This window comes from Leptospira adleri (assembly GCF_002811985.1).
Classification (GTDB): domain Bacteria; phylum Spirochaetota; class Leptospiria; order Leptospirales; family Leptospiraceae; genus Leptospira; species Leptospira adleri.
Window position 1 is genome coordinate 1 of sequence record NZ_NPDU01000158.1, and the last position, 1,070, is coordinate 1,070.

Genomic DNA, 1,070 nt, shown 5'->3' on the forward strand with positions numbered 1-1,070 from the left:
AAAAGATCGATCTAAGAATCCCAAAAAACATCCGAATGAAACTCCCGAGAATGTTGTCTTGCTCATTATGCAGATGCGGGAGAAGCATCCTACTTGGGGAGCAAGGAAACTTTTGTGGGCATTAAAAGGAAAGTATCCAAGAGCTAAATCCTGGCCGGCACCAAGTACGATTGGCGATATCCTAAAAAGAAAAGGATTAGTTCGTAAAATACGTCGTAGGAAAAAAACTCCTGAAAGTCTTTTTCCATTTTCTGATGTAAAGTCTCCCAATGATGTTTGGTGTGCAGACTTCAAAGGTCACTTTACTGTCGGGAACGGAAAACGTTGTGACCCATTGACAATCACAGATGCTCATAGTCGCTTTCTATTAGGATGTCAAATCTTGAAGAAAACAGATGGAGAAAGCACCAGGCGGGTATTTGAGAGAGTCTTTAAAGAATATGGAATGCCATTGGCTATCAAAACAGATAACGGAAGTCCGTTTGCATCGAGAGCAATTGGAGGACTGAGTAAGTTATCTGTTTGGTGGTTGAAGTTAGGAATTCGACCTGAACGAATCCAACCGGGCAAACCTCAACAAAATGGTCGGCATGAAAGAATGCACAGGACCTTGAAACAAGAGACCGCGTTACCGGCTCGATCTTCTCTTAAAGAGCAACAAGAAGCATTTGATCGGTTTAGAAGTGAATATAATTTAGAAAGGCCGCATGAGGCTTTGGAATATAAAACTCCTGAAAAGATCTATATGCCTTCAGAAAGAGTTTTTCCAATACGAATTCCTGAAATAGCGTACGCTACCAATATAGTAGTAGAAACGGTCTTAGATGATGGAACTGCCAAATACGGTCCATATAGAATATTCTTCGGTTCTCCGTTGATTGGCGAACGGGTTGGGTTTGAAGAAGTCTCAGAGCGTCTGTGTAAGATCTATTTTACGAACGCAGTTCTGGGTATGTTAGATTTATTTACAGGAAAAGTATTGAAATACGAAACACCTGTGTACAACTACAACGAATAAAGTGTAACCCATGTCTCCGGTCTATAGTGTTACCGATGTGCCAGAACATACA

At 41.0% G+C, this 1,070-nt stretch carries 1 protein-coding gene; it reads left to right on the top strand.

Annotation, left to right across the window (positions count from 1 at the left end; translation table 11 throughout):
• Positions 1-1,018, top strand: a 1,018-nt coding sequence (locus CH376_RS23925; protein ID WP_100788616.1) for an integrase core domain-containing protein, incomplete at its 5' end; no start/stop codon positions are given.
• Between the last annotated feature and the right edge of the window lie 52 nt (positions 1,019-1,070).